Raw genomic sequence first — 24,886 nt, 5'->3', positions numbered from 1 at the left:
GCCCGGCCCGCAGTTCGTCCAGTGAGAATGGGATCGCCAGCCGTTCGCCTCTTCCGCGGTAGGCGGGCGGCGGGGACAATCGGGGGTCATGTTCCCCTCGACAACGGCGGCCACTGCCGCAGCTTCGGTGGCGACCCGCTTCTACACGCCTGCGTTGTTCAACCATTGCGCACGGTCATACCTGTGGGGCGTGAAATATGCCGTCGCGCATGACATCACCTTCGACGATGAGCTCTACTTCGTCTCGGCGATGCTGCACGACCTGGCCCTCACCGACCCCTTCGACAGTCACCGCGTGGCTTTCGAGGAGGCCGGCGGCGAGCTGGCGTGGCTCTTCGGGGCGGCGGCCGGCTGGCCGGCCGATCGGGCAGCCCGGGCCGAGGAGATCATCGTGTTGCACATGCGCGACGACGTCCCCGCAGCGGTCGATCCGGAGTCTCATCTCCTGCAGGTCGCGACCGCGTGGGATGTCGCGGGACGACGGCCCGAGGAGTTCGCGCCGGAGGCCCGAGCGGACGTTCTCGAGCAATACCCGCGGCTGGGCTTCGGCGAAGAGTTCCTGGCCTGTTTCGAAGATCAGGCCAGGCGCAAACCGGACGGGGCCGCAGCGGCGGCTGTCGCGAGTAATGGGGCGGCGCGGATCAGGGCGAATCCGCTCGATCACTAGACCTGCGGCACAACGGCTCGAGGTCATGACCGAGGACGCGCCGGGCGGGGGTGATCACCGGCGATCTACTGTCGAACCATGCGCGCAACCCTGATGTACGAGGCAGGCGACGTCCGCGTCGAGGATGTACCGGACCCTGTCCTGAAAGATCCCACCGACGCCATCGTGCGGGTCACCCGCTCGTGCATCTGCGGCAGCGACCTGTGGCCGTACCAATCCATGCCGCACAAGGACGGCGGCCGCCGGATGGGCCACGAATTCATCGGCATCGTCGAGGACGTCGGCGCAGACGTCGGGGGTCTCCAGCGCGGTGATCTGGTCGTCGCGCCGTTCGTCTGGGCGGACAACACCTGCGACTTCTGCCGCGAGGGCTTGCAGACGTCGTGTCGCCACGGCGGTGGCTGGGGCGCTCGCGGGGTCGACGCCGGGCAGGGCGAGGCGGTGCGCGTTCCGCAGGCGCAAGGCACGCTGGTGAAGCTTCCCGTCGCCGAAGACTCAGCCCTGATGCCGTCGCTGCTGACGCTGTCCGATGTGTTCTGCACCGGCCACCACGGCGTGGTCACCGCTCGTGTTCGGCCCGGATCATCGGTGACCGTGATCGGCGACGGTGCGGTCGGCCTCTGCGCGGTGCTGGCCGCCAAGCGCCTGGGCGCCGAGCAGATCATCCTCAACGGCCGTCACACCAACCGGACCGATCTCGGCCGCGAGTTCGGCGCCACCGATGTCGTGGCCGAACGCGGTGACGAAGCCGTGGACAAGATCCGGGAGCTGACCGGTGGCGACGGCACGCATGCCGTCATCGAATGCGTCGGCACCGAACAGTCGCTCGTCACCGCCCTCGGCGCCGTCCGGGCCGGTGGTGCGGTCAGCAGACTTGGTGTCTCCCAATACCGCAACGTCCCACTGGGATTCGACACCATGATGCGCAACATCACGCTCACCGGTGGGGCAGCGCCGGCGCGGGCCTACATCGAAGAACTCATGCCCGACATCCTCGAGGGCGTCATCGAACCCGGCCGGGTCTTCGACCGGACGATCGCCCTGGACGAGACGCCGGATGGGTACCGCGCGATGGCCGACCGCGAGGCGCTGAAGGTGTTGATCAAGCCCTGACGCAACGGCTGCGCGAAGGTTGCCCCATCGCGACGCCCGCCACAGTAAAGTGCTGCTCGTGGTCAACGTGTTCGCCGGCGCTCGCGGTCGCTGGCTGGCCGTGGCGGCCTCGGTGACCGTTGCCGGGGCCATGTTCTACGCCCAAAGCACCGAAACCAAGTGTTGTGTTGCGGCGCCGACGGTTTCGCCCGCCGCCCAGACGGCGGCCGCGGCCGACCTGCCGCACATCGCTGCGCCCACCGAAGCGGAGCTGCTGGCCGCCAGCGCACCCGTCGCCGGCGGCAATTTCCAGTTGGCGTTGCCGCGCGGTATCGCACCCGAGCAAGGTCTGCAGATCCATACGATCTGGGTTGCTCGCGCGATCAGCGTGATGTTCCTGGAGATCAAGACGATCGGAGGCTACCGGCAGGATCCCTTGAAGTGGCATCCCAACGGCTTGGCCATTGACGTCATGATCCCGAACTATCACACCCCGGAGGGCATCGAACTCGGCAACCAGATCGCCGGCTTCGCCCTGGCAAACGCCAAGCGCTGGGGTGTGCTGCACGTGATCTGGCGCCAGGGCTTCTACCCGGGGATCGGGGCGCCCAGCTGGACCGCCGACTACGGCAACGAAACCGCCAACCACTTCGATCACGTCCACATCGCCACCGACGGCGGCGGCTACCCGACCGGGCGCGAGACGTATTTCCTCGGGTCCATGCAATCAGAGCCGGCGTAACAGGTGCGTACCGCGAATGTTCGGGTGGCGGTGCTGGCCGTCGCGGGTATTACCGCGCTGAGCCCGCTGACGGCGTGCGCCGGGACCAGTTCTCGCCCGCCGACCGCGCCCGCGCCGTCGGTCAGTTCGGCCGAGGGCGCCGGCGCGCCGATGCCGCAGGACGCGCCGGGGCAACCCCCAATGGCCAAGCGGGATGTGGTCAAAACGGCGTCGATGTCGATCTCGGTGGCCCATCCGGCGGAGGCCGCAGACAAAGCGGCGGTCATCGTCGAGAACGCGAAGGGCCGCGTCGACAGCCGCTCCGAGGACGCGGGATCCGGTACCGGACGAGCTCGCTCCACGGTCGTCCTGCGGGTCCCGGCCGCCAAGCTCGACGAGACCCTGCGGGAACTCAAGACGCTGGGCACCGTCGAGCACGTCCAGGTCAGCGCCGACGACGTCACCGCTCAGCGCGTCGACCTTGATGCCCGGATCACGGCACTGCAGACATCGGTCGACCGGCTGCTCGGCATCATGCGCGACGCCAAGGACCCTGACGCACTGATCAAAGCCGAAAGCGCACTGTCGGAACGCCAGGCCGACCTCGACAGCCTGCGGGCCCAGCGACAGGCGCTCGGCGATCAGATCGACTACAGCACCGTCGACGTCACCTTCATCGCCCAGGAGATCGGCGGGCCTGCGCCCACCGAGTACCGGGGTTTCTTCGGTCAGGTCGAACGTGGTTGGGACACGATGGTTTCCGTCGCCGGCAACCTCGTGCTGCTGTTCGGTCTGCTGCTGCCCTGGCTGGCGGTGCTGGCGGTCGCCGGTGCGATTGTCTACCTCATCGTGCGCCTCACCAGGGCTCGCCCGGCGGCGCCGCAACCCGTGCAGCCCCCGCAACCTGCCACGGTCGGCGCTTCCGATGAGGACGAGGCCCCGCCCAGCTGACATGGCGCCCCGATACGACCGGCCCTGGCGACGGCCCGGCGCAGCGGCCTACGCCCGCCGCCGGATCCGGACCTTTCTGCATCCTCCGGTGACCGTCGTGCCTGCGCCTGACGACCTTCTGAAGGACCACGACGTGGCCGTCCGGATGCGCGACGGAATCACGTTGCGCGTCAACGTCTATCGTCCACCCGGGCAGGGCCCCTTCCCGGTCATCCTCTCGGTGCACCCCTACGGCAAGGATGCCCTGCCGCGCCGAACTCGGCGAGGATGGCGACTCAACTTCCAATTCCGGATCATGAATCAGCCGTCGCCCTTTCAGATCTCGAGCGAAACCGGTTGGGAGGCACCAGACCCGGTGGCATGGGTCGCGCGGGGCTACGTCGTGATCAACGCCGATGCGCGGGGTGCGGGCACTTCGGATGGGACCGGTACGCTGCTGTCCGACGACGAAGCCCGCGACACCTATGACCTGATCGAGTGGGCCGGAACGCAGCCCTGGTCCAACGGACGGGTCGGAATGCTCGGCGTGTCGTATCTGGCTCTCTCGCAATACAAATCAGCAGCACTGCATCCACCGCACCTCGCGGCGATCTGCCCCTGGGAGGGGTTCACCGACGCCTACCGTGACTTCATGACACCGGGCGGAGTGCCCGAGCGGGGTTTCTCGGTGATCTGGCAGACCCTGACGCGCCGGGTCGCCCGCCTGTCGGTCGATATCGGCGATCAGCGGCGCCGGCATCCGCTGCGCGACGCGTGGTGGCAGTCCATCACGCCCGACCTCGCGCGCATCGAGGTGCCGATCCTGGCCTGCGCCAGCTTCTCCGATCACAATCTGCACAGCCAGGGCTCCTGGCGGTTGATCGAACGGGCGGGCTCGGCCGAACGCAGCGCGTACACGCACCGCGGCGGCAAGTGGGCCGTCTTCTACAGCGATGAGGCTCAGCGTGCGCAGACGGCGTTCTTCGACCGCCACCTGCGCGGCCTCGACATACCCGCGCTGCCACGGGTGCGTCTGGAAATCCGCGAACGCCGCGACGCCGTGGTGGCGGTGCGCGCCGAGAACGAGTGGCCATTAGCCCGCACACGCTGGACCACACTGCATCTCGGTGACGATGGTGCGTTGCTCGAGTTGGCGCCGAAAGTCACGGGCGCCGCGACGTTTCGGTTGCGTCGACAAGCGATCGCGTTCTCGCACCGCTTCGACCGCGATGTCGAGCTCACCGGCCCGATGACCCTGCGGCTGCGGATCTCGCTGGACGGCGCCGACGACGCGCACCTGTTCGTCGGGGTCGAAAAGTGGAGCGACGGGCGGTACGTGCCGTTCGAGGGGTCCTACGGCTACGGCCGGGACCGGATCGCCGACGGTCGGCTGCGGCTGGCGCTGCGACATTCCCTGGACAAGCTCGAGCCGCTGCGACCGGGCGAGGTTGTCGACGCCGACATCCCGCTGAGCGCCTCGTCGACGTTGTTTCGGGCCGGCGACGAAATGCGGTTGCTGATCTCGGGACGCTATCTCGAACCGTTCAACCCTCTGTTCGGCCATCTTCCCGCGCGGTACACACCGAGCCGACGGGGGAGTGCGGTCGTGCACTGGGGACCGGGCGCCTCCGCGCTGACGATTCCTGTCATCCCCGGATGACATTGTTGTCGCCTCGGCGTTGCGACCTTTAGGAACCCACGACACCCCCAGGAGGTCTTCCATGCGTATCGCGGTAGCAGGCGCAACCGGCAACATCGGCGCTCGGACAGTCGCGGCCCTCGAGCGCGACGGGCACGACGTCGTCCGGATCAGCCGGTCCGACGCTGTCGACCTCATCACCGGGGACGGCTTGGATACGGCGCTCGCGGGCGTCGACGCGGTGGTCGACGCCATCAGCGCGCCGCCGATGGGCGTGGACGAGACCCGTGAGTACTTCGCAACGACGACGACAAACCTGCTCGCAGGTGAGCAACGCGCCGGCGTCCGCCATCACGTTCTGCTGTCGATCGTCGGTATTCACCGGCTCGACGCCGGAACCGCCCACCACGTGGGCAAAGTGGTGCAGGAAAGCCTCATCGAGGCAGGTCCTGTGCCGTGGACAATCGTCCCGGCCACGCAGTTCCACGACTTCGCGGCCATGGTCGCCGGCTGGGGCGAGCAGGACGGCGTCGCGCTCATCCCACCTTTGCTGGTGCAGCCGATCGCACCGGACGACATCGCCGACGTACTGGCCGAGATCGCGGTCGGCGCGCCGCAGGGCAGATACGTCGATGTGGCCGGCCCCGACACCCAGGACCTGGTCGACATGGCGCGTCGGACGCACGCCGTGCAAGGCAAGTCGGTGAAGTTGGTGCCGACGTGGGACGGACCGCAGGGAGTCGAGTTCGCGGGCAATGTCCTTCTGCCTGGCGACGGTGCGCGGATCGCTCCCACGACGTTCGAACAGTGGCTGGCAGCCGGCGCTCAGTGAGAAAGAGGCCCACCCCGTACGGGTTGGGCCTCTTCACATGTTTGCTACGAAGTCAGGCGGTCCGGCGAATTCCGCGCTTGAGCAACAATTCGCGTTCCGCTTCGCTCAATCCGCCCCAGATGCCATACGGCTCGGCGACGGCCAAAGCATGTGACCGGCATTGGGCAATCACCGGGCAACTCCGGCACATTTCCTTGGCGCGCATCTCGCGCTGGGCGCGGGCGCGGCCGCGCTCGCCGTCGGGGTGGAAGAACATCGACGAATCGACACCTCGGCAGACGCCTTGCATCTGCCAATCCCAGATGTCTGCGTTCGGGCCAGGTAGCTGCTGCGGCTGTGGCATTGGAAAACCCCTCTCTCCGCACATCTTTCAATGTGCGTGAGTTGTGGAACCGATCTGAGCACTGTCGCCGGTGACTACTCGTGCTCACAAATTAGGGTCGCTTCGCAAAGCGCGTCAATAGCCGTGCCATGTGCGCAATCACATAATCGCAGCTCGAGAATTTACATCACGTTCATCATTGCGACCCACCGCCGCCGGGTGGCGTGCTAACCACGGCAGGTCGATCGTGATGGTTTCGTGATTTGCGCAGTACGGCGCCCTCCGCGTCGGCACCTGAATTCCGGGTGCTCAATAGGTAGTAAACACGGCCGTAACACAACGACCATGAACTGTTAACTGAGATCTTTCCGTGCTCGGTTGATAGCGTGCCGGGTCAGATGGACGCCTCCGTACTGACCGCCGCCGCCTTCGGCGACCACCCCGGCTGCTGGCCACTGCCCACCGCGCACACGCCGGAACAGCTCTGGCATCGGGCCGTCGCTGCCGCCGGCCAGGGCCGCTACAGCAGTGCCCGGGCGGACCTTGCCGTGCTGCGCCGCCGCGAACCCGCCGGAGCGTTCCTCGCCCTGTCGTTGAGTACCGAGGCATCGTTGCTGCGTCAGCTCGGGGGGCACCGGTCCGCGGCCGGCTGGGATGGCCGCGCGCTGGCACTGGCGCAGACGTGCGGTGATCATCCGCTGAGCGTGCAGGCCCATGCTGACGCGGTCGTCGGGTTGGCCGCCGATGCTCTCGGAGTTGGTCGGCTCGCGGCCTCGGCGCGACTACTCCAGCGGGCCGGCGAGCTGACGCACGGGTCCGGTGTGCCGCGGCTGGCCATCCGCCTGGAGTGGGTGCGCGCCGAACTGGCGATGGCCGGTGGACGTGGCGAGGAGGCCGTGACGCACGCGCGACGCGGGATCGAGATTGCCGAGCAGGCGTCGCCCGCCTTGCGACGGCACCGGGTCAAAAGCGACGTCGTGCTCGCCGCGGCGCTCTGTTGTGCCGGGGCGCTCGAGCCCGCTCGTGCGGTGGCCGATGCCGCGTTGCGCGACACCGAGGCCTACGGTCTGGTTCCGCTGCGCTGGGCGCTGGCGTGTCTGCTGATCGATATCGGTAGTGCATCGCTTACGTCACAGCAGGTCTCGGCCATCCGAGACGACTGTGCTGGCCTTATCACGCGGCGCGGCGGCCGATGGAGCCCCGGCTAACGCCCGATCGACCGACCGGGCCGATATTGTCTAGCTGAATGGCTGCCGGGAAGCGTCCCGTACGTAACGTTGGAGATATCGCCGTCGATGACAATTCCAGGAGAACGTCTCGACGCCGCCGTTGCTGAGGCAGTGGCCGGCAGCCGGGATGCCCTCCGGGAAGTTGTGGAGACCATCCGCCCCATCGTGGTCCGTTATGTCCGGGCTCGCCTCGGGGCCACGGAGCGGGTCGGTCTCTCCGCCGACGACGTCGCTCAGGAGGTTTGCTTGGCCGCCATCCAGGCGCTGCCGCGCTACCAGGATCAGGGTCGCCCCTTCCTGGCCTTCGTGTACGGCATCGCTGCCCACAAGGTCGCCGACGCGCATCGCGCCGCGGCCCGCAACCGTTCCGATCCCACGGATGTGGTGCCGGAGCGGCTCTCGCTCGACGCTGGGCCCGAGCAGATGGCGATGCAGTCGGACTCCGCCGCGCGGATGACCAAGTTGCTGGAGATCCTGCCCGAGAAGCAGCGCGAGATCCTCATGCTGCGCATCGTGGTGGGGTTGTCCGCCGAAGAGACGGCCGACGCCGTCGGCAGCACCCCCGGAGCGGTGCGGGTCGCCCAGCACCGCGCGCTGGCCAAGCTCAAGACCGAGATCACGGCAGCGGGTAACGGCTATGCCTGACTTCGGACGCAATTCCCGCAAGGACGATCCGTCGCTCGACGCGATCCTTGCCAGCGAGCGCTTCATCGAGGCCCTGGCCACCGGGCACCCGGTGGCGCCCCAGGATCGGGCCGACGCCGAGCTGGCCGACCTGCTGGGCGGGTGGCGCGACGAGATGCGCTGGCCGCCGGCAACCGGGTTGATCACCGAGCGTGACGCCGTCACCGCCCTGCGCGCCGGGCTGGCGGAAAAGCAGAGCAGCGGACGCAGCCGGCGCGGTTTGAGCATCGTCGGCGCCGCGGCTGCCGGTGTGCTGGCCCTTGGCGGTTTCGGCGCGGTCGTGGCCGGTGCCGGACCCGGTGACGCGCTGTACGGACTGCGCTCGTGGCTGTTCGGTGCCCCCACCCAGGTACGCGACGACCAGGTTGCCCTGGCGTCGGCCAAGGAGCAGCTCCAGCAGGTACAGCAGTTGGTCGCCCAGGGCGACTGGCAGCAGGCGCAGGCCAAGCTGGTCGAGGTCAACAGCCAGGTGAGCGCAGTGGCCGACCAGCCGGAGAAGCAGCAGGTCCTCGAGCAGTGGAACCAGTTGTCGGCGAAAGTCGTGCAGAAGGATCCGGAGGCCACCGTGCCACCCGGCATCACCTACACGGTTCCGCCGTCGGCCACTGAGCTCGTCCCGGCGGTGATCACCCCGACCGACGGGCCCGAGGTGCCGCCGACCAGCGTCCCGGGTCTGCCGTCGATCACGATCTCGACGACGCCCGACGGGACCGGCACCTTCGGCCCGTCGACGTCGCAGACGCCGACTTCGTCGGTGGACCAGACCGATCCGTCGACCACCACGACGGCCCCGTCGACGACGACCGTCGCACCGACCACGACGACGCAGCCGACGACCACGCAGCCGACGGCGACGACGGAGCCGACCACGCCGACGAGCGCGACGACGACCACGACCAAATTGCCAACGACGACCACAACCACCACCACGTTGGCCGGTACGACGTCCAGCCCCAGCTCGGCGGCCCAGTCGCCGGCTCCGGCGACGACGACCCCGTCGGCACCGCAGTCCCCGGCCGCGGCGGCGACGTCGTCGGCTGTCGTGGAGCAGTCCTCGGCGTCGGTGGCGCCGTCAGCAGCGGCGACCGCGACGGCGACTGCGACGGTGCCTCAGACGATTGCGTCGATACCGTCGACGGTCATCCAGACCCCGCGGATGCAGTCACCGGGTGGTGTGATGACCACCACGATGATGTTCCCGATGCCGCAGGCGCCCGCCCTACCGCAATTGCCGAAGCTGCCCAGCTTCGGCGGCTAGATCAGAGGTTTCGCGCTCAGCGGAAGCCGTCGTAGTCCGATGTCGCTTCGTTGAGTGAGGCGTCGGCATATCCGCGGCAGTAGTCCCACGTGACGTAAGCATCGGGCTCGGGATCGTATGCGGGCTCGTGCGGACGGACGGTCCCGTCGACCAACAACTGAAGTAGGTTGGCGCGCAACATATCCCAGTCGTGGTAGTGGTCTTGCTGACATTCGTCACAGCAGACGACCAGACCGCGGATGCCGCGGTGCGCCAGCAGGGCCTCGTAGACCGCCAGGTCTGCCAGATCGGCCTCGACCGCGGCGCGCTCCTGCGGGTCCAGGGGTTGGCCTGGCTCCAGCGCATCCAAAGCGGCCGACGGGTCGGCGGGGTCGTCGGCGAACGGATCTGGTGGCAGGCCTGGTGGGAGGTGGTCGCGCACGGCTCCACACTACGTAACGCGGCGGGTATCGCGCCAGGGAACGCGACCGTGAGCCGATAGGATGGTGTCCACATTCCGCCACTGATGGGGGCCTCACCGATGACCATTGCCGAAGGCAGCACCGGCCGCATCGACGGCTTGACCGCGCATCTGAATGCGCTGCTGGGGGAATCGGTTCCCACCGGCGGCGACGACCCCAACAAGATTGCGATGCTGGGGCTGACGTTCGACGATGTGCTGCTGCTGCCCGCCGCCTCCGACGTGGTGCCGGCCACCGCCGACACGTCGAGCCAGCTGACGAAGAAGATCCGGCTCAAGGTGCCGCTGGTCAGCTCCGCGATGGACACCGTGACCGAGGCCCGGATGGCGATCGCGATGGCCCGCCAGGGTGGCATGGGCGTGCTGCACCGCAATCTGTCCATCACCGAGCAGGCCGGACAGGTGGAGATGGTCAAGCGGTCCGAGGCCGGCATGGTGACCGACCCGGTGACCTGCTCGCCGGACAACACGCTGGCCGAAGTCGACGCGATGTGCGCCCGGTTCCGGATCTCGGGTCTGCCGGTCGTCGACTCGAAGGGCTCACTTGTCGGCATCATCACCAACCGCGACATGCGCTTCGAAGTCGACATGAACAAGCCGGTCGCCGAGGTGATGACCAAGGCCCCGCTGATCACCGCCCAGGAGGGCGTGACCGCCGACGCCGCACTGGGTTTGTTGCGGCGCAACAAGATTGAGAAGCTGCCGATCGTCGACGGGCACGGCCGGCTCACCGGGCTGATCACCGTCAAGGACTTCGTCAAGACCGAGCAGCACCCGCTGGCCACCAAGGACAGCGACGGTCGGCTGCTGGTCGGTGCGGCCGTCGGCGTCGGTGACGACGCGTGGGACCGGGCGATGGCCCTGGTCGACGCCGGGGTGGACGTGCTGATCGTCGACACCGCGCACGCCCACAACCGCCGGGTGCTCGACACCGTCGGCAAGCTCAAGGCCGAGGTGGGCCATCGGGTCGAGATCGTCGGCGGCAACGTCGCCACCCGCAGCGGTGCCGCGGCGCTGGTCGAGGCCGGCGCCGACGCGGTCAAGGTCGGTGTCGGCCCCGGATCGATCTGCACCACCCGGGTGGTGGCCGGCGTCGGAGCGCCACAAATCACGGCGATCCTTGAGGCCACCGCGGTGTGCAGGCCGGCCGGTGTGCCGGTGATCGCCGACGGTGGTCTGCAGTATTCGGGTGACATCGCCAAAGCGCTGGCCGCGGGCGCGTCGACGGCGATGCTCGGCTCCCTGCTGGCCGGCACCGCCGAGGCCCCCGGCGATCTGATCTTCGTCAACGGCAAGCAGTTCAAGAGCTACCGCGGCATGGGCTCGCTGGGCGCCATGCAGGGTCGGGGCGCTGCTGGATCGACCGGGCGGAGCTACTCCAAAGACCGCTACTTCCAGGACGACGTCTTGAGCGAGGACAAGCTGGTGCCCGAAGGCATCGAGGGCCGGGTGCCGTTCCGCGGTCCGCTGGCCACCGTCATCCACCAGCTCACCGGCGGCCTGCGCGCCGCGATGGGCTACACGGGCGCGTCCGGCATCGAGGGGCTGCAGCATGCGCAGTTCGTCCGGATCACCGCTGCGGGTCTCAAGGAGAGCCACCCGCACGACGTCACGATGACGGTCGAAGCCCCCAACTACTACGCCCGCTAGGGGTCAAGCTGTGCGCGACATGGTTGAAATCGGCATGGGCAGAACCGCCCGCCGCACCTACGAACTCGACGAGATCAACATCGTTCCGTCCCGGCGGACCCGGTCGTCGAAGGACGTCTCCACGGCGTGGCAGCTCGATGCCTACCGGTTCGAGATCCCCGTCGTGGCTCATCCGACCGACGCCCTGGTGTCGGTGGAATTCGCCATCGAACTCGGCCGCCTCGGTGGCCTCGGTGTGCTCAACGGTGAAGGACTGATCGGCCGCCACGCCGACGTCGAGTCCAAGATCAGAGAGGTCATCGAGGCTGCCGACAAGGAGCCCGAGCCGTCCGCGGCGATCCGCTTGCTCCAACAACTGCACGCCGCGCCGCTGGATCCCGAGCTGCTCGGTGCCGCGGTATCCCGCATCCGCGACGCAGGCGTCACCACCGCCGTCCGGGTGAGCCCGCAGAACGCGCAGGCGCTGACGCCCGCACTGGTGCAGGCCGGCATCGACCTCCTGGTCATCCAGGGGACGATCATTTCCGCCGAGCGGGTGGCCTCCGATGGTGAACCGCTGAACCTGAAGACCTTTATCTCCGAGCTCGACGTCCCCGTCGTCGCCGGCGGTGTCCTGGATCACCGCACCGCGCTGCACCTGATGCGCACCGGCGCGGCAGGCGTGATCGTCGGGTACGGCTCGACGTTCGGGGTGACCACCAGCGACGAGGTGCTGGGCATCAGCGTGCCGATGGCGACGGCCATCGCCGACGCGGCCGCGGCTCGGCGGGAGTACCTCGACGAGACCGGCGGCCGCTACGTCCACGTGCTGGCCGACGGTGACATCCACACCTCCGGCGACCTCGCCAAAGCCATCGCCTGCGGCGCCGACGCCGTCGTGCTCGGCACCCCGCTGGCCGAATCCGCCGAGGCACTGGGCGACGGCTGGTTCTGGCCGGTGGCCGCGGCGCACCCGTCGCTGCCGCGCGGCGCACTGCTGCAGATCGCTGCCGGGGACCGGCCGTCGCTGGACCGCGTGCTCAACGGGCCCTCCGACGACCCGTTCGGTTCGCTCAACCTGGTCGGCGGCCTGCGCCGGTCGATGGCCAAGGCCGGGTATTGCGATCTGAAGGAGTTCCAGAAGGTCGGCCTGACCGTCGGCCGCTGAGTTTCGTTCTTCCGCGAGCAGACACAAACTCGTACTTTCTCCCGGGTAATCGCCCGAGTTTGTGTCTGCTGGCGGTTACGCGCCGAGGTGGAATGCAATGCGATTGGCGAGCCGGGCAGGTCGCTTGCGAACGTCGTCACTGACGATCGGGATCATGACCCAACCGAGTTCCTGAATCCCAGCGAATCGCGCTCTGTCTCTGAGCATTTCATCACGCCCCGCATGCCATTCAACGCTGTCGTATTCGGCCGCTACCCGTGCATCCGGCCACGCGAAGTCGACCCGCCAGCGTTGGCTACCGCGGCCCTCGATCTCGTACTGCAGTGCCGGCGCAGGCAATCCGTGGTCAAGCATCACCAAGCGCGCTTCGCTTTCCATCGCCGACTCGGCTCGGCCGTCGGCGAGTTCAAGAAGCTCGCGTACCTGCACGATTCCGCGCCGGCCTCGTTGTTCATCTACGACGCGAGCCAGTTCGGTCGGGGTGCACCACGACGAATGCAAGGCTGCGTCAAGCGTCGCCAAAGCGCGCGGCCGTGACAGCTGCCTCGCGACCTCGACAGCTGTCCATGCCGGCGTGGTTGCCAGCCGGCCCGCGACCCGCCGGATGGGTGCTCCGGTGCGCTGATGCACCATGAGGCCGACGGTTGGACGCATCCTGGTGCCGTCGTCAAATATGTGCACCGCGGTCGTCGCTTCCGTATCGAAGCCGTACAGAGCGGCAGCGGTGCCCAGACATGCGACGGCCTCGTGCCTCATCAGGAGATCCAGGGCGGCGAGCCGGTCCCTGGTCGTCGGTTTGCGGGTCGCATAGACGCCTGACCACACGCGGATGAGCTTGCCCTGCTGTATCTGCGTGTCGAGTTGCTGCCTGCTCATCGCGCTAAGCAACTGCGCCGTGGTGGCAAGGCTGGCAGGTGCAAACATTTGACGCACGTCGGGCATGGTCGGCATCGTGGCGCGCGAAGCGCAGCTGAGGCAGTCACGCGTTCGTCAGCCTGGGGATAGCCACCCCTTTTGCGCGCGAGCAGACACAAACTCGGGCATCTCGCCTCGAAATCGCCCGAGTTTGTGTCTGTTCGCTGACTTAGGCGCACCTCGCTAGCTTGTTACCCGCCGGTAAGTTCATACTGGTTTGTATGGCGCCGGATTTCGACATTCTCATCATCGGCTCGGGTTTTGGCGGCAGCGTCAGCGCGCTGCGCCTCACCGAGAAGGGCTACAAGGTCGGCGTTCTGGAAGCGGGCCGCCGCTACGCCGACCACGAGTTCGCCAAGACCTCCTGGCGACTGCGGGAATTCCTGTGGGCGCCGCGGCTGGGCTGCTACGGCATCCAGCGCATCCACCTGTTGCGCAACGTGATGATCCTGGCCGGCGCGGGCGTCGGCGGCGGATCGCTGAACTACGCCAACACCTTGTACGTGCCGCCGGACCCGTTCTTCAACGACCCGCAGTGGAAGAACATCACCGACTGGCGCGCTGAGCTGATGCCGCACTACGACCAGGCGCAGCGGATGCTGGGCGTCGTCAAGAACCCGACCTTCACCGACGCCGACCGCATCATGAAGGAAGTGGCCGACGAGATGGGAGTCGGCGACACGTTCACGCCCACCCCGGTCGGGGTGTTCTTCGGGGTCGACGGTGAGAAGACCCCGGGCAAGACCGTGCCCGACCCGTACTTCGGTGGTGTCGGCCCGGCCCGCACCGGGTGTATCGAATGCGGCGAATGCATGACCGGCTGCCGCCACGGCGCCAAGAACACCCTGGTGAAGAATTACCTCGGTTTGGCGGAAAGGGCTGGCGCCCAAGTCTTCCCGATGACCACTGTCACCGGGTTCGCGCAGCGCCCCGACGGTGTCTGGGAGATCAACACCGTGCGCACCGGGCGGGTGGCCCGCAAGGACCGCCGGACGTTCACTGCCAACCAGGTCATCCTGGCTGCAGGCACCTGGGGCACCCAGAAATTGTTGTTCAAGATGCGCGACACCGGCGCGCTGCCCAAGCTCTCGGACAAGCTCGGGGTGCTGACCCGGACCAATTCCGAATCGATCGTCGGCGCAGGACGTCTGGAGGCCCGGCCCGATCTCGACCTCACCCACGGGGTGGCGATCACGTCGTCGATCCACCCCAGTCCGGACACCCACGTCGAGCCGTGCCGGTACGGCAAGGGCTCCAACGCGATGGGTCTGCTGCAGACGTTGATGACCGACGGTCCGGGACCCGAGGGCAGCGACGTGCCGCGCTGGAAGCAATTGCTCAACAACGCCGGCGAGGACCCGAAGGGCATGATCCGGATGCTCAGCCCGCGCCGCTGGAGCGAGCGCACCATGATCTCCTTGGTCATGCAGCACCTCGACAACTCGATCACCACCTACACCAAGCGCGGTGCGTTCGGCAGACGGCGGATGACCAGCAAGCAGGGTCACGGCGAGCCGAACCCGACCTGGATTCCGGTGGGCAACAAGGTGACCCGCCGTGTCGCGGAGAAGATCGACGGCGTGGCCGGCGGCACTTGGGGTGAGTTGTTCAACATCCCGCTGACCGCACACTTCCTCGGCGGTGCGGCAATCAGCGAGAGCCCCGAGAATGGTGTCATCGACCCCTATCAGCGGGTGTACAACTACCCGACACTGCATGTCATGGACGGCGCCTCGGTGTCGGCCAACCTCGGTGTCAACCCGTCGCTGTCCATCACTGCTCAGGCCGAGCGGGCAACGTCGTTGTGGCCCAACAAGGGTGAAGAGGACCTGCGCCCCGCGCAGGGACAGCCCTACCGGCGCCTCGCGCCGATCGCGCCCAAGAATCCGGTGGTGCCGACCCACGCCCCCGGCGGTCTGCGCAACCTGCCGATCGAGCCGATCAACACCGGGGCCTAGCGGCTCACTGCATGATGTGCCTGCGCGGCGCCCGGCCCGGCGGCTGCTCAGGAGTGGGAAGCAGAGCGCGCCGGGTCCGCAGCGGCACCGTGGTGGTGTTGCGGGTGGTCAACGTCAGTTCCTCGCCGGCGTGCCGGATGGTGAGCTGACCGTCGGGCCCGTCCCGCAGCGTGTAGGTGACTTCGCCGTGGCTGACGTCGGCGGTGAGCCGATACTTTCGCCAGTGCAACCCGAACTTCAGCCGGGAGATCTCCTCGGGCAGCGCGGGATCCAGCGACAGGATGTGTTCGTCATCGCGAAGTCCGCCGAATCCGGCGACCAGTGCCGTCCAGGTTCCGGCCAGTGAGGCCATGTGCAGACCGTCGCGGGTGTTGCGGTGCAGATCCCGAAGATCGATCAGGGCCGCTTCCTGGGTGTAGTCGTGGGCCAGTTCCAGGTGGCCGACATCGGCGCACATGACGGCCTGGGTGCAGGCCGACAGTGACGAGTCGCGCACGGTTCGCCGCTCGTAATAGTCGACGTTGCGGGCCTTTTGGGCATCGGTGAACGCATGGCTCTGCCACTGCATGGCCAGCACCAGGTCGGCCTGCTTGATCACCTGGGAGGGGTAGAGCCGCACATACGGTTGATGCAGCAGCAGCGGGTAGACGGTGTTGTCGGTGAAGTCCCATTCCCGCAGCCGGGTGAAACCTTCGCATTGCTGGTGTACGCCCAGGTCGTCGTCGTACGGGATGTGGGCACTGTCGGCGGCATTTCGCCACGCTGCCGTCTCCTCGGTGCTGACGCCCATTTCGTATGCGGTTTCGGCGTTGCGATTGCAGGCGTCGGCGGCTGTCCGAAGGTTATGTGCGGCCATGAGATTGGTGAACACGTTGTCGCGCACCACCGCGGTGTACTCATCGGGACCGGTGACGCCGTCGAGGTGCCAGACGCCGTCGCGGTCGTGATGTCCCAGCGACATCCACAACCGGGCGGTCTCGACGAGAACCGCCAGTCCGCAATCCTTTTCGAGTGAGTGATCCCCAGTGACCGTCCGATACCGTTCGAACGCCATGGCGATGTCTGCGTTGACGTGCCACGCCGCGGTGCCCGCCGGCCAGTAGGCCGAACACTCCTCGCCGCGGATCGTCCGCCACGGGAACGCCGCACCCTGGAGTTCGAGCTGCTCAGCACGTTTCTTGGCCAGGCCGAGGATCGAGGAACGCCAGCGCAACGCGTCGGCGGCGGCCTCGGGTTTGGTGTAGGTCAGCACAGGGAGCACGAAACCCTCTGTGTCCCAGAACGCGTGGCCGTCGTAGCCCGGTCCGGTCAGGCCCTTGCCGGGGATCGCCCGGCGCTCGGCGCGGGCGCTGGCCTGGATCACGTGGAACAGGCCGAACCGCACCGCCTGCTGAACATCCGGATCACCCTCGACTTCGACGTCGGCGCAGTCCCAGAACTCGTCGAGATAGTCCCGCTGCGTCTGCACCAGGCCCTCCCAGCCGGTGTAGCGCGCCCCGGCCAGTGCGCCGGCCACCTGGTCGCGCAGCGCGGGCCGAGATCGCAGGCTCGACCAGCCGTAGGCCAGGAACTTCACGATCCGCAGCTTCTGGCCAGGGCGAAGCCCGCAGATCACGGTGGTGCGTGCGATGTCCTGGTGCGCGATGGAGTCGATCTCCACCCGGCCGGGCACTTCGACCAGATGATCCATCGCGGCAGCCATCATCAACTTGCTGGCCTTGGTGCGGTGCACCAGCAGCGAACCCTCTTCGGTGACCTCGTGCTGAATCGCCTCCAACGGATGCTTCAACACCGCCGACACCCGCGGATCACCGGATTGTTCCGGTTGGTCCTCATTGGCCACCAGCTCGGATTGCACAGTGACACGGGTGAATTCGTCGACCGCCTCGACCACGTACTCGATCGCCGCCACCGAGCGCTGGACCAGGGACACCAGTCGCGTCGATACGATTCTGATCTGCTTGCCTGCCGGTGAACGCCAGAGCACGCGACGAGTCAGCGTTCCCGCACGCAGATCGAGGATTCGTTCATGCTCGTCGAGGTCGCCGTACCGCACGTCGAGAGGCTCGTCGTCGACCAGGAGTCGCAGGATCTTGCCGTTGGTGACGTCGACGATCGTCTGGCCGTCCTCGGGGTAGCCGAAGCCGGATTCGGCGTAGGGCAGCGGCCGGGTCTCGTAAAACGAGTTCAGATAGGTCCCCGGGATCCCGAACGGTTCACCCTCGTCGAGATTGCCGCGAAAGCCGATGTGTCCGTTCGACAATGCGAACAGTGACTCCGACTGGGCCAGTTGGTCGAGATCCAGATGGGTCTCCCGGACCTGCCAGGGCTCGATCGGGAATGCTTCGCCGCTGATCATTTCGGGTCGAGCAACTGTGCGAGGTCGGTGACGACGATGTCGGCTCCGTTGCGTCGCAACTCATCAGCCTGTCCCAGACGGTCCACGCCGACAACGAACCCGAAGTTGCCGGCCCGGCCGGCTGCGACGCCGGCCTGGGCGTCTTCGAATACCGCCGCGTTCGCCGGCTTGACGTCGAGGAGTTCGGCTCCGCGCAGGAACGAATCGGGTGCGGGCTTGCCGCGCAGGTTCTCGTCTCGGATCGTCACTCCATCGACCCGCTGCTGGACCAAGCGGTCCAGGCCGGTGATCTGGAGGACCTGTTCGGTGTTGGCGCTCGACGACACCACCGCCGCGGGAATTCCCGCCGCGTGCACGGCCTCGAGGTAGCGGCGCGAACCCTCGAACACCTCCACCCCCTGCTTCTGCAGGATCTGCTGGAACAGCGCGTTCTTGCGATTACCGAGTCCGTTGATCGTCTCGGCGGTGGACGGGTCGGACTCGTCGCCGTCGGGCAGATCGATGTTGCGACTCGCCAAGAACGAGCGCACCCCATCCTGGCGCTTCTTGCCGTCGATGTAGGTGCGGTAGTCCTGCACCGGGTCGAACGGCACGAACGCGGTGTGCGCACGTTGCGCCCGTCGCTCGAGGTAACTGTCGAACATCGACTTCCAGGCGCGGGTGTGCACCCGGGCTGTGTCGGTCAAGACGCCGTCGAGGTCGAACAAGCAAGCATGTACCTCGTCTGGCAGTCCCAGCACCCGCGGTCTCCTTTGTCGATCCCCCCGCTGTCCATTCCCGTTCTTACCCGAGAACATTCCTGGGCCAATCGCCACGGTTAGGTGGGGTCACGACGAGTACCAGCCGCCCGTCGACCTGGCGGTTGGCCAGAGTGACCCCTGACCTGGGGGAAGGGTGACATGCGCGCCGACCCTGGCGAGGTCGCCGCGTACCGACTCCGACGCAGCGCCGCCCAGCGCCGCCGGCAGGGCTTTCATCAGCGGAACGCTACCTGCGCCTGCCGACCGGGTCGGACGATCCGCGCGCACTAGACTCTATGCGTGACATCCCCCTCGCCTCGTCCTGTGTTGGTGATCGATTTCGGCGCCCAGTACGCCCAGCTGATCGCCCGTCGGGTCCGGGAAGCCCGGGTCTTCTCCGAAGTCATCCCGCACACCACGACCGTCGAGGAGATCAAGGCCAAGGATCCGCAGGCCATCGTGCTCTCCGGCGGACCGGCAAGCGTGTACGCCGACGGCGCCCCGCAACTCGATCCGGCTGTCTTCGACCTCGATGTGCCGGTATTCGGGATCTGCTACGGATTCCAGGCCATGGCCCAGGCGCTCGGCGGCACCGTCGCCCACACCGGCACCAGTGAGTACGGCCGCACCGAAATGGAAGTGCTTGGCGGGGAACTGCATTCAGGCCTACCCGGTTCGCAGCCGGTTTGGATGAGTCACGGCGACGCGGTCACCTCGGCGCCGGAGGGGTTCGAGGTGGTGGCCGTCAGCTCGGGTGCGCCGGTCGCGGCGTTCGAAGACCGGGCCCGTCGGCTGGCCGGGGTGCAGTACCACCCGGAGGTCATGCACACCCCCCACGGCCAGCAGGTGCTCAGCCGCTTCCTGCACGACTTCGCCGGCATCGGTGCGAGCTGGACCCCGGCCAACATCGCCGAGAGCCTGATCGAGCAGGTACGCGAGCAGATTGGCGACGGCAAGGCCATTTGCGGCCTGTCCGGCGGGGTGGATTCCGCGGTGGCCGCCGCACTGGTGCAGCGCGCCATCGGTGACCGGCTGACGTGCGTGTTCGTCGATCACGGACTGCTGCGTTCGGGCGAACGAGAGCAGGTGCAAAGGGATTTCGTGGCCGCCACCGGTGCACGGCTGGTGACCGTGGACGCCGAAGGTCGCTTCCTGCAGGCGTTGTCGGGTGTGCACGATCCGGAGGGCAAGCGCAAGATCATCGGCCGGGAGTTCATCCGCGCGTTCGAGGGTTCGGTGCGAGACCTGCTCGCCGAGAACGACTCCGACGGTCACCCGGTGGAATTCCTGGTGCAGGGCACGTTGTATCCCGACGTCGTCGAGTCCGGCGGTGGAACTGGGACGGCAAACATCAAGAGCCACCACAATGTTGGCGGTCTGCCTGCGGACCTGAAGTTCAAGCTCGTCGAGCCGTTGCGACTGCTGTTCAAGGACGAGGTGCGCGCGGTGGGCCGCGAGCTCGGCCTGCCGGAGGACATCGTCGGCCGCCAACCCTTCCCGGGTCCCGGGCTGGGTATCCGGATCGTCGGTGAGGTGACGGCGTCCCGGCTGGACACCCTGCGCCGGGCCGACCTGATCGCTCGCGAGGAACTGACGTCGGCCGGTCTGGACGGCCAGATCTGGCAGTGCCCGGTGGTGCTGCTGGCCGATGTCCACTCGGTCGGTGTGCAGGGCGACGGACGTACCTACGGTCATCCGATCGTGCTGCGGCCGGTGTCCAGCGAGGACGCGATGACCGCGGACTGGACCCGGGTGCCCTACGAGGTACTGGAGCGCATCTCGACGCGCATCACCAACGAGGTGCCTGAGGTGAACAGGGTGGTGCTCGATGTGACGAGCAAGCCGCCCGGCACCATCGAATGGGAGTAGCCTCCCCGAGCCCTAAGTCGCTGAGGCGGCAGCGATTTCGGCGATCGCCTCATCCAAGGTCTTGTCGAACTCGTCGTCGCTCTGCTGAGCGGTGAGCCCCTCGGTCAGCGCCCGGGAGAAGCTGGCGATGACACCGTGGTTGCGGGCCAGGCGCTCGCAGGCATCGGTTCGGTTGTAGCCGCCGGACAGTGCGACAACCCGCATCACCTTGGGGTGCTCGACCAGATCGTGGTAGAGGTCGTCGGTGTCGGGCAGGGTGAGCTTGAGCATCACCTGCTGGTCCTCACCGAGAGTGCCGAGGTGGCTGGTGATCGCGGACTTGAGCTGCTTTTCGGCCGCGGCCTTCTCCGGGCTGTGGATGTCGACCTCGGGTTCGATGATCGGCACGAGTCCGGCGTCGAGGATCTGGTGAGCGATCGCGAACTGCTGCTCGACCACCGCGTCCAGCCCGCCGCCGGGCAGCTTGATGACCGAACGCATCTTGGTGCCGAAGATGCCCTTCTCCCTCGCGCGGGCCAGCAGTGCATCCAGGCCATCGATGGGCTTCATCACCTGAGCACCGTCTTCCTCGGCGGCCAGACCCTTGTCGACCTTGAGGATCGGCACGACGTTTTTGACGTTCCACAGGTAGTCGGCCGTGGGGCGGCCGTCGATCTCGCGATCCATGGTCATCTCGAACAGGATGGCGGCGATGATCCGGTCACCGTTGAAGCTCGGACTGGTGATGATCCGGGTGCGCATCTCGTGCACCAGGTCGAACATCTGCTCGTCACCGGAGTAGGCATCCTCGGCGATACCGTAGAGCTTCAGCGCCTTGGGGGTGCTGCCGCCGCTCTGGTCGAGCGCGGCGATGAAGCCGGCTCCATTGGCCACCTTGTCAGCTTGTTCGCGGTTGATCGTCATGCCCTGCATCGTGCCAGGTGCGATTTCTCACCACGTCACCAACGTCGGCTTGGGTGTCCAGGGGGAGATTCCGCGCTTGACGCTGTCGGTGGGTGGGTGTTTACTCGGACTATCGAACATACATTCGAACACAGTGAATCGGGATCGCGGTTGGAGGTGGCCGATGGCGGCGGCGATTGCCCTGGAAAAGCGTCAGCTTGACCGTGCTGAGCAGCTAGAACAGCTGCGGCGCAAGATGGCGGCGGTATCCGGGAAGGTGGGCGTCACCCGGCCTGTTACGGATGTGGCGGATGAGGTCATTCCTGCCTCTGAAAGTTTGCTACCGGTCCCTGAATCGCTGGCCGAACAGCTGCCGGCGGGGTTGCCGCGCGGCGCTGTCGCAGTGGCGTCGGGAGCGCTCTCGCTTCCGGTGAGTATGGCGGCGGCGGTCACGGCAGGCGGGGGACATGTGGCCGTCGTCGGACTGCCGGATTTCGGTCTGCTGGCCGCGGTGGAGATGGGTGCGGACCTGAGCCGGCTGGCGATGATCCCGGACCCCGGCACCGACCCTGTCGAGGTGGCCGCGGTGTTGATGGACGGGATGGATCTGGTGGTGCTCGGGCTGGCCGGCCGGACGGTGCCCGCCACCCGGGCGCGGGCGGTGGTGGCGCGGGCTCGGCAGAAGGGCTGCACCCTGCTGGTGGCCCGGGGCGACTGGCAAGGCGCGACGATGCGTCTTGACGCGCGGGTGCGCGGTTATGAGATCACTGCGGGTCGTGACGATGCCCCGGTGTCGGGCTGTGGCCGTATCAGTCGGATCCGGCTGTCGGTCAGGGCGCACGGCCGCGCCGCCAGGTCCAGGGTGAGCTGACATGACCGGCCGGGTGCTGGCGATCTGGTGCATGGATTGGCCGGCGGTCGCGGCGGCCGCGGCAGCCGGACTGCCGGCGACGGCCCCGGTCGCGGTCACCCTGGCCAACCGGGTCATCGCCTGCTCCGCCGCCGCCCGCGCCGCCGGGGTGCGGCGCACGCTGCGCCGGCGTGAGGCGCAAGCCCGTTGCCCGCAGCTGCACGTGGTCACCGCCGACCCGGCCCGCGACGCCCGCTACTTCGAAGGGGTGACGGCTGCGGTCGACGAGGTGGTACCCCGCGCCGAGGTGCTGCGGCCGGGACTGCTGGTGTTGGGAGTTCGCGGCGCTGCCCGCTACTTCGGCTCCGAACCCGCCGCCGCTGAGCGTTTGGTGGACGCCGTCGCCGCGGCCGGTGCCGAATGTCAGGTGGGGATCGCCGATCAGCTGCCGACGGCGGTCTTCGCCGCCCGCGCCGGCCGGGTGCTCGAGCCCGGTGGGGATGCCAGATTCCTGTCGGCGCTGTCCATCCGCCAGCTGTCCGGGGAACCCAGCCTGTCTGGTCCTGGCCGGGAGGAACTGGCCGACCTGTTGTGGCGCATGGGTATTCGCAACCTAGGCCAGTTCGCGGCATTGTCGCGCAGCGATGTCGCTTCCCGGTTCGGGGCCGATGCGGTGGCCGCGCACCGCTTCGCCCGCGGGGAACCGGTACGCGGACCGTCGGGCCGTGAGCCGGCTGCCGACCTGGATGCGGTACTGAACTGCGACCCGCCGGTCGACCGGGTCGACGCAGCGGCATTTGCCGGCCGGACGCTGGCCGGCGAACTGCATCGCAGCCTGGAGGCGGCCGGCGTGGGATGCACCAGGCTCGCCATCCATGCCGTCACGGCGAATGGCGGTGAGCTGACCCGGGTGTGGCGCTGTGCCGAACCGCTGACCGAGGATGCCACCGCCGATCGGGTGCGCTGGCAGCTCGACGGCTGGCTCAACCAACGCCAACCCGAGGATCGCCCGAACTCGCCGGTGACGATGCTTCGCCTGCATCCGGTGGAAGTTGTTTCCGCAGAAGCGCTTCAGCTACCCCTATGGGGCGGCGTTGGAGAAGAGGACCGGTTGCGGGCACGACGTGCGCTGGTTCGGGTACAGGGCTTACTGGGGCAGGAAGCCGTCCAGCTGCCGGTGTTGTCCGGTGGCCGTGGTCCCGCCGAGCGCATCACATTGACCCCGCTCGGCGACGAGCTGGTGCCCAGGGCCGACCCCGATCGGCCGTGGCCTGGCAGGCTCCCTGAGCCCGCACCGGTGGTGATCCTGGACGACCCGGTGGAATTGCTTGACGCTCAGGGCAATCCGGTCCGAGTCACCGGTCGTGGGATGTTCACTGCGGAGCCTGCCCGATTGGACGGTGCGGGCCATCACTATCAGGGGGCGCTGAGTTGGTGGGCCGGGCCGTGGTCGGTGGACGAGCGGTGGTGGGATCACAGCCAACAGTCCAGGGCCGGCCGCACGGCGCGCGCTCAGGTGCTGGTGGACGGCCAACCCGGTGCCGCGCTGCTGCTGTGTTATCGGCAGCGCCGGTGGTATGTGGAAGGCGTCTACGAATGAGCCAGCCGCCGCGCGAACGGACCCACCCGGTCGACGAATCGGTCGAAGAACGCCTCCGGATCGACCCCGACGCCGACGTGCGCGTTGGGTTCCCTGCCCCACCGCCTGCTCCAGTCGGCGATCGTCATGCCGCGGGTCAGCGTTCCGGTGAGCTCGACGTCGACCGTCGTCGCCCGCGTCTGGATCAGCCCGGGATCGAGTGCCACCGCCGCCGCCAGTGGGTCGTGCAGATGCGCCAGATAGCCCTCGCCCTGGTCGAAGTGGAACTCGAAATAGAACCGCATCGCATCCTCGAGCGCGCGGATAACGTGGTTGTCGGCCGTCGACCGGGTGCCCCGGGCGTCGAGCACGCTCATCGCGGTGCTGGCGGTGTCCGCCGCGGCGGCCAGGCGGCTCAGGATCTTCGGTGTCAGCGCGATGTTCTCGGTCAGGTTCAGCCCGCACACGATCGGAAGCTGATGCGGGGCAATCGTATCGGCGTCCGCGGCCCGCCCCCAGGCATCGAACACCTCGGCCGCGGCCTCCGGGTCGACGCTGATGTTCCACTCGGCAACCGGAGTGGTGTTGCCGCGGTAGTCGAACGACCCGCCCATGATCACCAGCCGGCGCAACAGCGACGGCAGGTTCGGTTCGTCACGCACCGCCAGTGCGAGGTTGGTCATCGGTCCGGTGACCAGGCCGATGAGCTCGCCGGGCAGGGCGTGGGCGGCGCGCACCCAGGCTGCGGCCGAGTCATAGCTGGTGAGTTCGCGTTGGTGCAGCGGCAATTCGGCATACCCCAACCCGGCCGGGCCATGGGTGTCCTCTGCGGTGCGCATCGCGGCGCTCAGCGGTTGGTCGGCGCCCCGGGACACCGGGATCGCAGGTGCTCCGCACAGCTCGAGCAACCCGAGGTTGTTGCGGCACACCTGATTCACGTCGACATTGCCACCGGTGGAGGCGATGCCGACGAGGTTCGCGTCGGCGCTTGCCAGCAGGTACACCAAGGCCATCGCATCGTCGACGCCGGTGTCGACATCGGCGAAAACGGGCAGGGCCGTAGGCTGGTCATCCCCGACGCTCACCGCGGTAACGATACCTGC

23 protein-coding genes are annotated in these 24,886 nt (G+C 67.7%); 15 read left to right on the top strand and 8 right to left on the bottom strand.

Annotated features, from left to right (window positions below; genetic code table 11):
* Positions 1-88 precede the first annotated feature (88 nt).
* From BST42_RS25455 to BST42_RS25430, 6 genes are all read left to right on the top strand, one after another.
* Positions 89-667, top strand: coding sequence for an HD domain-containing protein (locus tag BST42_RS25455; RefSeq protein WP_083122352.1), 579 nt, complete (start codon positions 89-91; stop codon positions 665-667).
* Between the two features lie 78 nt (positions 668-745).
* Entirely contained in the window at positions 746-1,780 is a 1,035-nt protein-coding gene (locus BST42_RS25450; RefSeq protein ID WP_083122349.1) for a zinc-binding dehydrogenase, read from the top strand.
* Between the two features lie 130 nt (positions 1,781-1,910).
* The gene (locus tag BST42_RS25445; RefSeq protein ID WP_308207548.1) at positions 1,911-2,501 is read left to right on the top strand and encodes a VldE C-terminal domain-containing protein; all 591 of its coding nucleotides are present in this window, start codon (positions 1,911-1,913) and stop codon (positions 2,499-2,501) included.
* Between the two features lie 33 nt (positions 2,502-2,534).
* Positions 2,535-3,431, top strand: a complete 897-nt coding sequence (locus BST42_RS25440; protein ID WP_083122422.1) for a DUF4349 domain-containing protein — start codon at positions 2,535-2,537, stop codon at positions 3,429-3,431.
* A gap of 1 nt (position 3,432) precedes the next feature.
* Positions 3,433-5,070 (top strand): CocE/NonD family hydrolase, encoded by a 1,638-nt coding sequence (locus tag BST42_RS25435; protein WP_110918772.1) that lies wholly within the window; start codon positions 3,433-3,435, stop codon positions 5,068-5,070.
* A 61-nt stretch (positions 5,071-5,131) separates the two neighbouring features.
* Positions 5,132-5,881: an SDR family oxidoreductase gene (locus tag BST42_RS25430; protein WP_083122342.1), complete on the top strand. Its 750-nt coding sequence runs from the start codon at positions 5,132-5,134 to the stop codon at positions 5,879-5,881.
* Between the two features lie 52 nt (positions 5,882-5,933).
* On the opposite strand, the gene BST42_RS25425 is transcribed toward BST42_RS25430, so the two are convergent.
* Positions 5,934-6,224: a WhiB family transcriptional regulator gene (locus BST42_RS25425; RefSeq protein WP_036340684.1), complete on the bottom strand. Its 291-nt coding sequence runs from the start codon at positions 6,222-6,224 to the stop codon at positions 5,934-5,936.
* Between the two features lie 377 nt (positions 6,225-6,601).
* On the opposite strand from BST42_RS25425, the gene BST42_RS25420 reads away from it, so the two are divergent.
* From BST42_RS25420 to BST42_RS25410, 3 genes are all read left to right on the top strand, one after another.
* Positions 6,602-7,411 (top strand): tetratricopeptide repeat protein, encoded by an 810-nt coding sequence (locus tag BST42_RS25420; RefSeq protein WP_083122338.1) that lies wholly within the window; start codon positions 6,602-6,604, stop codon positions 7,409-7,411.
* 87 nt (positions 7,412-7,498) lie between these two features.
* Positions 7,499-8,077 (top strand): sigma-70 family RNA polymerase sigma factor, encoded by a 579-nt coding sequence (locus BST42_RS25415; protein WP_083122335.1) that lies wholly within the window; start codon positions 7,499-7,501, stop codon positions 8,075-8,077.
* Positions 8,070-9,374 (top strand): anti-sigma-D factor RsdA, encoded by a 1,305-nt coding sequence (locus BST42_RS25410; RefSeq protein WP_083122332.1) that lies wholly within the window; start codon positions 8,070-8,072, stop codon positions 9,372-9,374. The genes BST42_RS25415 and BST42_RS25410 overlap by 8 nt, the downstream gene beginning before the upstream one ends.
* 16 nt (positions 9,375-9,390) lie before the next feature.
* Here the strand turns inward: BST42_RS25410 and BST42_RS25405 are convergent, their stop codons facing one another.
* Positions 9,391-9,795, bottom strand: coding sequence for a DUF5319 domain-containing protein (locus BST42_RS25405; RefSeq protein ID WP_036340680.1), 405 nt, complete (start codon positions 9,793-9,795; stop codon positions 9,391-9,393).
* Between the two features lie 99 nt (positions 9,796-9,894).
* Between BST42_RS25405 and guaB the strand changes: the two genes are divergently transcribed.
* On the top strand, positions 9,895-11,484 hold the full coding sequence (guaB, locus tag BST42_RS25400; protein ID WP_272818750.1) for an IMP dehydrogenase: 1,590 nt from the start codon (positions 9,895-9,897) through the stop codon (positions 11,482-11,484).
* 19 nt (positions 11,485-11,503) lie between these two features.
* Positions 11,504-12,631, top strand: coding sequence for a GuaB3 family IMP dehydrogenase-related protein (locus tag BST42_RS25395; protein WP_110918779.1), 1,128 nt, complete (start codon positions 11,504-11,506; stop codon positions 12,629-12,631).
* A 75-nt stretch (positions 12,632-12,706) separates the two neighbouring features.
* On the opposite strand, the gene BST42_RS25390 is transcribed toward BST42_RS25395, so the two are convergent.
* The gene (locus BST42_RS25390; RefSeq protein WP_435406067.1) at positions 12,707-13,573 is read right to left on the bottom strand and encodes a type IV toxin-antitoxin system AbiEi family antitoxin; all 867 of its coding nucleotides are present in this window, start codon (positions 13,571-13,573) and stop codon (positions 12,707-12,709) included.
* A gap of 194 nt (positions 13,574-13,767) precedes the next feature.
* Between BST42_RS25390 and BST42_RS25385 the strand changes: the two genes are divergently transcribed.
* Positions 13,768-15,504 (top strand): GMC family oxidoreductase, encoded by a 1,737-nt coding sequence (locus tag BST42_RS25385; protein ID WP_083122324.1) that lies wholly within the window; start codon positions 13,768-13,770, stop codon positions 15,502-15,504.
* Between the two features lie 4 nt (positions 15,505-15,508).
* Here the strand turns inward: BST42_RS25385 and BST42_RS25380 are convergent, their stop codons facing one another.
* From BST42_RS25380 to BST42_RS29725, 3 genes are read right to left on the bottom strand one after another with little or no spacing between them, the layout of a single operon-like run.
* Positions 15,509-17,863, bottom strand: coding sequence for a glycoside hydrolase family 65 protein (locus BST42_RS25380; protein ID WP_083122321.1), 2,355 nt, complete (start codon positions 17,861-17,863; stop codon positions 15,509-15,511).
* Entirely contained in the window at positions 17,860-18,660 is an 801-nt protein-coding gene (locus BST42_RS25375) for a beta-phosphoglucomutase family hydrolase (RefSeq protein ID WP_083122317.1), read from the bottom strand. The genes BST42_RS25380 and BST42_RS25375 overlap by 4 nt, the downstream gene beginning before the upstream one ends.
* A gap of 30 nt (positions 18,661-18,690) precedes the next feature.
* Positions 18,691-18,840, bottom strand: a complete 150-nt coding sequence (locus BST42_RS29725; protein WP_165760928.1) for a hypothetical protein — start codon at positions 18,838-18,840, stop codon at positions 18,691-18,693.
* Positions 18,841-18,903: 63 nt separating this feature from the next.
* Here BST42_RS29725 and guaA point away from each other — a divergent pair, with 63 nt between their 5' ends.
* Complete coding sequence (guaA, locus tag BST42_RS25370) at positions 18,904-20,472, top strand: glutamine-hydrolyzing GMP synthase (RefSeq protein WP_083122314.1); 1,569 nt, start codon at positions 18,904-18,906, stop codon at positions 20,470-20,472.
* Between the two features lie 12 nt (positions 20,473-20,484).
* On the opposite strand, the gene BST42_RS25365 is transcribed toward guaA, so the two are convergent.
* Entirely contained in the window at positions 20,485-21,384 is a 900-nt protein-coding gene (locus BST42_RS25365) for a fructose bisphosphate aldolase (RefSeq protein ID WP_276010574.1), read from the bottom strand.
* 154 nt (positions 21,385-21,538) lie between these two features.
* On the opposite strand from BST42_RS25365, the gene imuA' reads away from it, so the two are divergent.
* Both imuA' and BST42_RS25355 read left to right on the top strand, forming a co-directional pair.
* Positions 21,539-22,225 (top strand): DnaE2-dependent mutagenesis accessory factor ImuA', encoded by a 687-nt coding sequence (gene imuA' / locus BST42_RS25360; RefSeq protein ID WP_083122310.1) that lies wholly within the window; start codon positions 21,539-21,541, stop codon positions 22,223-22,225.
* 1 nt (position 22,226) lies between these two features.
* The gene (locus BST42_RS25355; protein WP_083122306.1) at positions 22,227-23,804 is read left to right on the top strand and encodes a DNA polymerase Y family protein; all 1,578 of its coding nucleotides are present in this window, start codon (positions 22,227-22,229) and stop codon (positions 23,802-23,804) included.
* On the opposite strand, the gene BST42_RS25350 is transcribed toward BST42_RS25355, so the two are convergent.
* On the bottom strand, positions 23,795-24,838 hold the full coding sequence (locus BST42_RS25350; RefSeq protein ID WP_110918778.1) for a nucleoside hydrolase: 1,044 nt from the start codon (positions 24,836-24,838) through the stop codon (positions 23,795-23,797). The two genes, BST42_RS25355 and BST42_RS25350, sit on opposite strands and share 10 nt — an antisense overlap.
* Positions 24,839-24,886: the final 48 nt, after the last annotated feature.

Source organism: Mycolicibacterium rhodesiae (assembly GCF_002086695.1).
In the GTDB taxonomy this organism is placed as follows: domain Bacteria; phylum Actinomycetota; class Actinomycetes; order Mycobacteriales; family Mycobacteriaceae; genus Mycobacterium; species Mycobacterium rhodesiae.
The sequence above is the reverse complement of the archived record's forward strand: the minus strand, read 5'-3'. Positions and strand labels throughout refer to the sequence as shown.

What these genes read in the sequence shown, in the direction of transcription:
- BST42_RS25455 (WP_083122352.1), top strand. Translation starts at nt 89, where the DNA reads ATGTTCCCCTCGACAACGGCGGCCACTGCCGCAGCTTCGGTGGCGACC.
- BST42_RS25450 (WP_083122349.1), top strand. Translation starts at nt 746, where the DNA reads ATGCGCGCAACCCTGATGTACGAGGCAGGCGACGTCCGCGTCGAGGAT.
- BST42_RS25445 (WP_308207548.1), top strand. Translation starts at nt 1,911, where the DNA reads ATGTTCTACGCCCAAAGCACCGAAACCAAGTGTTGTGTTGCGGCGCCG.
- BST42_RS25435 (WP_110918772.1), top strand. Translation starts at nt 3,433, where the DNA reads ATGGCGCCCCGATACGACCGGCCCTGGCGACGGCCCGGCGCAGCGGCC.
- BST42_RS25430 (WP_083122342.1), top strand. Translation starts at nt 5,132, where the DNA reads ATGCGTATCGCGGTAGCAGGCGCAACCGGCAACATCGGCGCTCGGACA.
- BST42_RS25425 (WP_036340684.1), bottom strand. Translation starts at nt 6,224, where the DNA reads ATGCCACAGCCGCAGCAGCTACCTGGCCCGAACGCAGACATCTGGGAT.
- BST42_RS25420 (WP_083122338.1), top strand. Translation starts at nt 6,602, where the DNA reads ATGGACGCCTCCGTACTGACCGCCGCCGCCTTCGGCGACCACCCCGGC.
- BST42_RS25415 (WP_083122335.1), top strand. Translation starts at nt 7,499, where the DNA reads ATGACAATTCCAGGAGAACGTCTCGACGCCGCCGTTGCTGAGGCAGTG.
- BST42_RS25410 (WP_083122332.1), top strand. Translation starts at nt 8,070, where the DNA reads ATGCCTGACTTCGGACGCAATTCCCGCAAGGACGATCCGTCGCTCGAC.
- guaB (WP_272818750.1), top strand. Translation starts at nt 9,895, where the DNA reads ATGACCATTGCCGAAGGCAGCACCGGCCGCATCGACGGCTTGACCGCG.
- BST42_RS25395 (WP_110918779.1), top strand. Translation starts at nt 11,504, where the DNA reads ATGGTTGAAATCGGCATGGGCAGAACCGCCCGCCGCACCTACGAACTC.
- BST42_RS25390 (WP_435406067.1), bottom strand. Translation starts at nt 13,573, where the DNA reads ATGCCCGACGTGCGTCAAATGTTTGCACCTGCCAGCCTTGCCACCACG.
- BST42_RS25385 (WP_083122324.1), top strand. Translation starts at nt 13,768, where the DNA reads ATGGCGCCGGATTTCGACATTCTCATCATCGGCTCGGGTTTTGGCGGC.
- BST42_RS25380 (WP_083122321.1), bottom strand. Translation starts at nt 17,863, where the DNA reads ATGATCAGCGGCGAAGCATTCCCGATCGAGCCCTGGCAGGTCCGGGAG.
- BST42_RS25375 (WP_083122317.1), bottom strand. Translation starts at nt 18,660, where the DNA reads ATGTTCTCGGGTAAGAACGGGAATGGACAGCGGGGGGATCGACAAAGG.
- BST42_RS29725 (WP_165760928.1), bottom strand. Translation starts at nt 18,840, where the DNA reads ATGAAAGCCCTGCCGGCGGCGCTGGGCGGCGCTGCGTCGGAGTCGGTA.
- BST42_RS25365 (WP_276010574.1), bottom strand. Translation starts at nt 21,384, where the DNA reads ATGCAGGGCATGACGATCAACCGCGAACAAGCTGACAAGGTGGCCAAT.
- imuA' (WP_083122310.1), top strand. Translation starts at nt 21,539, where the DNA reads ATGGCGGCGGCGATTGCCCTGGAAAAGCGTCAGCTTGACCGTGCTGAG.
- BST42_RS25355 (WP_083122306.1), top strand. Translation starts at nt 22,227, where the DNA reads ATGACCGGCCGGGTGCTGGCGATCTGGTGCATGGATTGGCCGGCGGTC.